This window comes from Rhodococcus sp. NPDC059179 (genome assembly GCF_042754885.1).
GTDB lineage: Bacteria > Actinomycetota > Actinomycetes > Mycobacteriales > Mycobacteriaceae > Rhodococcus_G.
Genome location: NZ_JBHZBV010000002.1, coordinates 726,920 through 733,707, shown reverse-complemented (window position 1 = coordinate 733,707; position 6,788 = coordinate 726,920). Strand labels below are relative to the sequence as shown.

The window sequence follows — 6,788 nt, the reverse complement described above, 5'->3', positions numbered from 1 at the left end:
ATCCTCAACCGGAGGCCGACGGTGTGAACGCCGGCGAGATAGCTGCGGAATCAGAGGATGTCGGGTCGGCGCCCGAGAGTGATTGCGAGAGGAGCGCTTCCGCACCCGGCACGGCGCCCTGGGCGCCAACCCCGACCGACCCTTACCGCCGCCGTACCCGTCACCGGCCCGCCGGACCGGTGCCCCCTCCGCCGCCCGAACCGCCACCGAGTTGGCAGGACCCACCACTGCCCCCGCCACAACCGGTCACCGACACCACCCCGACGATCGCCGACGTGATCGCCGCGATCGAAGCCGACCCGACCCTGCTCGCCGGCGAGTTCCCCGACGGGCACGGCGGACTGGACGCCCCACCGCCCGGAGCGCTCACCTACAATCCCGGCAAGGCCGTCCGGACCGCAACGTTCGACAAGTACGCCACCTGCACCTTCCCCGGCTGCCCCGTGCCCGCCCCCAAATGCGACTGGGACCACCTCGTCGAGTACGACCCCGACAACCCCGAGGCGGGCGGCTGGACGATCGAATCCAACGGACAACCCGCCTGCGGCTGCCACCACCAGGCCAAGACCGACCGACTGTTCCGCGTCGTCCGCCTCGCCGGTGATGTGATCGTCTGGATCAGCCGCAACGGCAGCATCGGTGTCACCCTGCCGACGCCTGTGGAACAACGCCCCAGCAGACAGGACAAGGAGCCCACGCCCCGACCGGCCCCGAAACTGACACACGCGTCCCCGCCGCCGGAACCCCCGGACCTCGGAATCTACGAGCCGACCTGGTGGGAAACCCACATGCACCCGGCAGACCTACCGCCCACCCTCGCCGACCTCACCACAATCACCGACCCGAACCACCTCGCCCAATGCCAACGACTCCGCGCCCACCACGACGAACACCAGGCGATCCTGCGCGAACGCTTCCGCCACCAACCCCCGCCGTTCTGAGAGATATCCACGGGCGGGGAGGTGAGACTTTTCCGCCCCGGTGGTGATGGTCGGACGGGGCGGGGCGAAACACACTTGAGGAGCGCAATTCCTCGAGTTGAGAAATACCTGCACCCGAGGTGTAAGAAACCGCACCCTCGGGTCGATATAGCGAGTACTGGGGTTGCTGGCTCCGAATCACTGCTCGGAGCAGATTGGTATGTACCCGCAAAAGCGGGCGGACCAGGTCGAATCCGGGTATGGAGGACGCAATGTTGAGCACGCCGAGCGCACGAGACCACACCGGCCGCCGCGTCACCGTTCTCGCCGACGACGGCGTGCCGCTCGCAGTTCAGGAATTCGGTCGGGTGGATGCCCCGATCACCGCCGTGTTCGTGCACGGTCACTGCCTGCGCACGGAATCGTGGTCCTTCCTCCGCGAGTACCTGTCCTACTCCTGGGGAACCGACGTCCGCATGGTCTTCTACGACCATCGAGGGCACGGCGACTCCGGCCATGGCCCCGTCGACACCTACACGATCGACCAGCTCGGTCGAGACCTGGACGCCGTCATCCGCACGGTGGTTCCCGAGGGCCCTGTGGTGCTGATCGGTCACTCGATGGGCGGGATGACGGCCCTGGCCTATGCGCGGCAGTACCCGGACTCGATCGGCTCGAGGATCGTCGGGATGGCGCTGATCTCGTCCGCTGCGAACGGACTCACCGAGGCCGGCCTCGGTCGGCTCCTGCACTCCCCGATGGTGTCGTTCTTCCGCTCGGCCGTCCGGCGGGCGCCTCGCGTGATGCAGGGCTCGAAGCACGTCAGCCGCATGCTCTGTGCCGGCATCGTCCGGGTTGTCGGATGCGGCAGCGGTCGCGTCGATTCGCGGGTCGTCGCGCTCGCTGCAGCGATGGTCAACGACACCTCCGTGGTGACGATGTCCAGTTTCCTGGAATCGCTGATCGGTTTCGACGAATCGGCATCTCTGTCCGCGTTGGCGAGCATCCCGTCGTTGGTCCTGTGCGGCGACGCCGACGTGATGACCCCGTTCGAGCATTCCGCGTCGATGGCGTCACGGCTGCCGGCCTCGGAGCTGGTGCGTGTCAGCGGGGCGGGCCACTCGGTGATCCTCGAACGCGCGGCCGAGGTCGCACACGCGGTTGCCGCTCTCGTCGCGCGGGCGGGGCACGGCGAGCGGCTCGCAAACGTCGGCTGAGCTAGTGCCTCGTGCTCGAAGTCCATTGATGGTTGCGTGGGCCCCGGCAACCGCGGGAAGACTTCGGGCGCGGGGCACTAAAGGTCGCGCTCGTTGATGATGCCGCTCTGCATCGCCAGTTCGGCCAGCCGCACCCGCTTCTGGTTCTGCGGAAGGTCCTCGACGTCGAACTTGGCGAACAGCGCGCGCAGATGCGTCTTGATCGCGTCCACGCTGAGGAACAGCTCCGCCGCGATCTGCTGATTCGACGCCGGGTTGGCGAACGTCGCCCCGTGCTTGTAGGGCCGGCACAGTCCCGTCAGCACCGCTCGCTGGGTTTCCGTCAACGAGCGCACGTTCGGCATGTTCGCGGCGATCATGGTCGCGTCGTCGAGCGCGCCGCCGAACTCGTTGTAGGTCAACAGGGTTCCGCCGATCCTGATGCTGTCGCCCTGGCGCAGCCGCCGGCGTCCGGCGATCCGCTCGCCGTTGACGAACGTGCCGTTACGGGACATGCCGTCGTCGACGACGGTCCAGTGACTGCCCACGCATTCGATCACCGCGTGCAGTCGAGACACCTCCTCGTCGGAGGTGAGGGCCAGGCCGGAATCCGGTGAGCGCCCGACCGTCAGGCGCGGGCTATCGGGGGAGAGGTCCAGCCTGTGCTGTCGACCTTCCCTGTCCGAGTAGATCAGGCGAGACTCAGTGGCTCGGTCCACGACAACCCCAGGGCACGGTTCCATCGTGCCCTCCGGATGTGCGTGCAGCAAGATCGGAAACTCCGATAGGCCCCCTGGGGAGGGAATCTGTCATCTTGACGCCCATCTCAACCGGTCGAATACTTCTTCGGACAGGCCGAATTCGACCGAACAGCGTATCCGACTACTCGTCAGACGTTCGGCGTATCCTGATAAACCTGCGTCAAAGGTGGATTCGATGGTCGACTTCGACCCAGAGGTAACCCGGGCAGCTGGCCGCGGCATCGCGGCAGAGTTGGCCGCTGCCGGGTTCGAGGGGGCCACGGAGGTCGGCCGCGGCGGATTCGGCGTTGTGTACCGCTGCCTGCAGCCTGCGCTTGGGCGGATCGTCGCCATCAAGGTGCTGACCTCCGATCTGGACGCGGAGAATCGGGAACGCTTCCTGCGTGAGGGTTACGCGATGGGCGGCCTGTCCGGTCACCCGAACATCGTCAACGTCCTTCAGGTCGGCGTGACCACCACCGGTCGGCCGTACATCGTGATGCACTATCACCCGCGCGACTCGCTCGCGATCCAGGTGCGCCGGGAGGGCCCGCTGCCCTGGCCTGAGGCGATAGGCATCGGGGTGAAACTGGCCGGGGCACTGGAGACCGCGCACCGGGCGGGCACGCTGCACCGCGACGTCAAGCCGGCGAACATCCTGCTCACCGACTACGGCGAGCCCCAGCTGACGGACTTCGGCATCGCCCACATCGCAGGCGGCTACGAGACGGCGACGGGCGGCTTCACCGGCTCGCTGGCGTTCACCGCCCCCGAGGTGCTCAAAGGCGAATCGCCCACCGCGAGATCGGACGTCTACGGACTCGGGGCGACGATCTTCGCGCTCATCACGGGCCGTGCGGCGTTCGAACGCAAGACCGGCGAGGCCCTGGTCGCACAGTTCCTGAGAATCGGTACCCAGCCGGTGCCCGACCTGCGTCCTCAGGGCATCCCGAACGACGTGTGCGCCGTGATCGAGAAGGCGGTGGCCACGGATCCCGCCGACCGGTACGCATCGGCGGCGGACTTCGGCCACGAACTCCAGGTCGCCCAGCGCCGGCTGGGCCTGCGATCGGACCAGATGGCCCTGGCCGCGGAAGTCCAGACCGGGCAGGTCACCGAGGCGCATCCTCCGGGGTTCGTCGTGCACTCGGATCCCCCGTATCTGCCCCGGCTCGAACCCCATCCCTCCGGCCCTCCGGCGTGGCCGCCGACCGGCCCGCCGCCATGGCCGGGCCCAGGGCCACCCGGTGGACCGCCCGCAGGCAGTCGCAGGCGCGGGGTCCTGATCGCCCTCGCCTTGATCACGGTGGTGGCCGCGGTCGTGGGCGGCGGCTACCTGTTGGTCCGGCAGACATCCGGCGGGAACGGCGCAGGCCCCGAGGGCGGCACCGTCGCGGCACACGTCGACCCGACCGCCGCCTGGCGTCCGGTCAAGGACGCCCGTGTCGCGCGCCAGCAGACCGCGACGACGGAGGCCGACGGCACGATCTGGGTGTTCGGCGGGCTGGACAACGACGGGGTCTCCGCGAAACAGGAGGGCTACGACCCGGCCATCGACACCTGGAAGGCCGGGCCCGACCTCCCGGTGCCGCTCAATCATGCGATGGCCGTCACCTTCAACGAGGAGCCCGTGGTGCTCGGCGGGTGGCAGGCGGACGGTCAGAACCTGACCGCGGTCGCCTCCGATCGGGTGATGGCGATGCGGGACGGACGTTGGGTCGATCTCCCGCCGATGAACCGGCCACGCGCGGCGGGGGCCGCGGCCGTCGTCGGGGGCAAGATCGTGGTGACGGGTGGGCAGGCCGACGGCGCGCTGGTGCCGACGACCGAGGTGTTCGACGGGGTGGCGTGGACCGCCGCCCGAGACCTGCCGACCCCGAGAGAGCATCTGGCCGCGGTGTCCGACGGCAAATTCGTGTATGCGCTCGGTGGCCGAGACCTGTCCTCGGACAAGAACTCCGGAGCGTTCGAGCGGTTCGACCCGGCGACAGGGACGTGGTCACCGATGCCGGACCTGCCCACCCCGCGAGGCGGACTCGGCGCCACCTTCGTCGACGGTCGGATCATGGCGGTCGGCGGCGAGGAACCGACCCGGGTTCTCTCGACCGTCGAGGCCTTCGACGTCGTGGCCGGGACGTGGATGCAGATGCCTGCCCTGCGTACCCCTCGTCACGGCATGTCGGTCGCGTCGGTCGGCAACACCGTCTACGCGATCGGCGGTGCCACCGAGGCAACCCACGCCGAGTCCACCGCGGTCTCCGAGGCCCTGCAGCTCGCGCCGCGCAAGACCCAGTGGGCGCCTGCGTGGCGGCCGTTGCGGGACGCGCCGATCGCCCGCCAGCAGGCACCGGCGGCGATGTCGGACGGGACGATCTGGGTGTTCGGCGGCCTCGATGCGACGGGTTCGACCCCCAAGGTCGAGGGCTACGACCCGGCCATCGACACCTGGAAGTCGGGCCCCGACCTCCCGCTGCCGCTCAACCACGCGATGGCCGTCGACTACCGGGGCGAGCTGGTGGTCCTCGGCGGCTGGGTGCCGGAGGGGCCGAATCAGACCGCGAAGGCCTCGGACCGCGTGTTCGCGCTGCGCGACGGGGCCTGGGTGGACCTTCCCCGCCTCGACAGGCCCCGCGCGGCGGGTGCCGCGGCGGTGGCGGACGACAAGATCGTCGTGGCGGGTGGTCAGGCGGATGGCGAGCTGTTGTCGTCGACGGAGGTGTTCGACGGCAACACGTGGGCGAACGGCGCGGACATCCCCACCCCGCGCGAGCATCTGGGCATGGTGTCCGACGGCCGGTACGTGTACGCCGTCGGAGGCCGGAATCTGGCTTCGGACAAGAACACTGGAGCCTTCGAGCGGTTTGACCCGGCGAGCGGGGACTGGACGGCACTGCCGTCGATGCCGACACCGCGAGGCGGGCTCGGCGCGGCGTTCATCGACGGGCGAATCGTGGTGATCGGCGGCGAGGAACCGACCCGCGTGCTGTCGACGGTCGAGGCCTACGACGTGTCCACCGGTACCTGGTCGACGCTGCCGGCCATGCCGACGGTGCGGCACGGGATGGCCGTCGCGGTGGTCGGCCATACCGTCTACGCCATCGGCGGCGCGATGCGCCCCACGCACGCCGAATCCACCGCAAACGCACAAGCATTGGACTTCTGGTGATGATCGAGGGTGGCTTGTCGCCACCCCTTGGGTTGGTTTCGGCGCCGGCGTCGATGAATCAGGGTTGTAGGTGTTCACAGATCGGGAGTTCCGCACAACGGAGAAACCTTCCCGGAACCCAAGCAACAATCAGGAGGAATCATGCTCGGACTCATCATCGGACTCGGCGGCGCCGCGGTCGGAATCGGACTCAGCCTCGGACTCTCGGCACTCGGTCTCGGATTCGGACTCTTGCTCAGCGACGTCAGGATCAAGCACGACGTCACGGAACTCGCGGACTGACCCGGCGGACGATTCGGTGTCCGAAGCCATGAACGTGAGCACGGAGAGCGCGCAGCACGCCCCTGGCCGGTGGGTGACCACCGGCCAGGGGCGTGCGCGAGCACGCTTGTCTGCCCGCACCCGTCACCCGGTGGCCTGGCTCAATTCGGCATTGAGCCAGCGACGCGGGGTCGAGACCGAACGGCCGATACCGGCCGGAGCCGACGAGGTGCTTCAGCGCCTCGCCGAGATGCCGCTCAGCGTGTGGACCTACGGGTTCGATCATCCGTCGGTGCGCCACATGGGACCGATGGCACAGGATTTCGCCGCAGCCTTCGGGTTGGGATCGACCGACCAACGGATCGCCGCGGTCGACGCGAACGGGGTGTGCATGGTCGCCGTTCAGGCCCTGCATCGACGCCTCATCGAACTCGAGACCGAGGTCGCCCAGTTGCGCTCGGCCCGTGAGGAACTCTGAAAGGAGCCCGCCGTGGCTTCCCCCATT

6 protein-coding genes are annotated in these 6,788 nt (G+C 68.7%); 5 read left to right on the top strand and 1 reads right to left on the bottom strand.

What is annotated here, in order from left to right; translation table 11 throughout:
* Window positions 1-275 precede the first annotated feature (275 nt).
* Together ACFXMV_RS08315 and ACFXMV_RS08310 are read left to right on the top strand one after the other, a co-directional pair.
* Complete coding sequence (locus tag ACFXMV_RS08315) at window positions 276-941, top strand: hypothetical protein (protein ID WP_378502861.1); 666 nt, start codon at window positions 276-278, stop codon at window positions 939-941.
* A gap of 251 nt (window positions 942-1,192) precedes the next feature.
* Window positions 1,193-2,137: an alpha/beta fold hydrolase gene (locus tag ACFXMV_RS08310; RefSeq protein WP_378502860.1), complete on the top strand. Its 945-nt coding sequence runs from the start codon at window positions 1,193-1,195 to the stop codon at window positions 2,135-2,137.
* Window positions 2,138-2,214: 77 nt separating this feature from the next.
* Here the strand turns inward: ACFXMV_RS08310 and ACFXMV_RS08305 are convergent, their stop codons facing one another.
* Window positions 2,215-2,859: an FHA domain-containing protein gene (locus ACFXMV_RS08305; RefSeq protein WP_378502438.1), complete on the bottom strand. Its 645-nt coding sequence runs from the start codon at window positions 2,857-2,859 to the stop codon at window positions 2,215-2,217.
* A 193-nt stretch (window positions 2,860-3,052) separates the two neighbouring features.
* On the opposite strand from ACFXMV_RS08305, the gene ACFXMV_RS08300 reads away from it, so the two are divergent.
* The 3 genes from ACFXMV_RS08300 (at window position 3,053) to ACFXMV_RS08290 (ending at window position 6,761) form a co-directional block, all read left to right on the top strand.
* Window positions 3,053-6,022 (top strand): kelch repeat-containing protein, encoded by a 2,970-nt coding sequence (locus tag ACFXMV_RS08300; protein WP_378502859.1) that lies wholly within the window; start codon window positions 3,053-3,055, stop codon window positions 6,020-6,022.
* A 141-nt stretch (window positions 6,023-6,163) separates the two neighbouring features.
* The gene (locus tag ACFXMV_RS08295; protein ID WP_378498235.1) at window positions 6,164-6,304 is read left to right on the top strand and encodes a hypothetical protein; all 141 of its coding nucleotides are present in this window, start codon (window positions 6,164-6,166) and stop codon (window positions 6,302-6,304) included.
* Between the two features lie 16 nt (window positions 6,305-6,320).
* The gene (locus ACFXMV_RS08290; RefSeq protein WP_378498236.1) at window positions 6,321-6,761 is read left to right on the top strand and encodes a tail fiber domain-containing protein; all 441 of its coding nucleotides are present in this window, start codon (window positions 6,321-6,323) and stop codon (window positions 6,759-6,761) included.
* The last annotated feature ends 27 nt before the right edge of the window (window positions 6,762-6,788 follow it).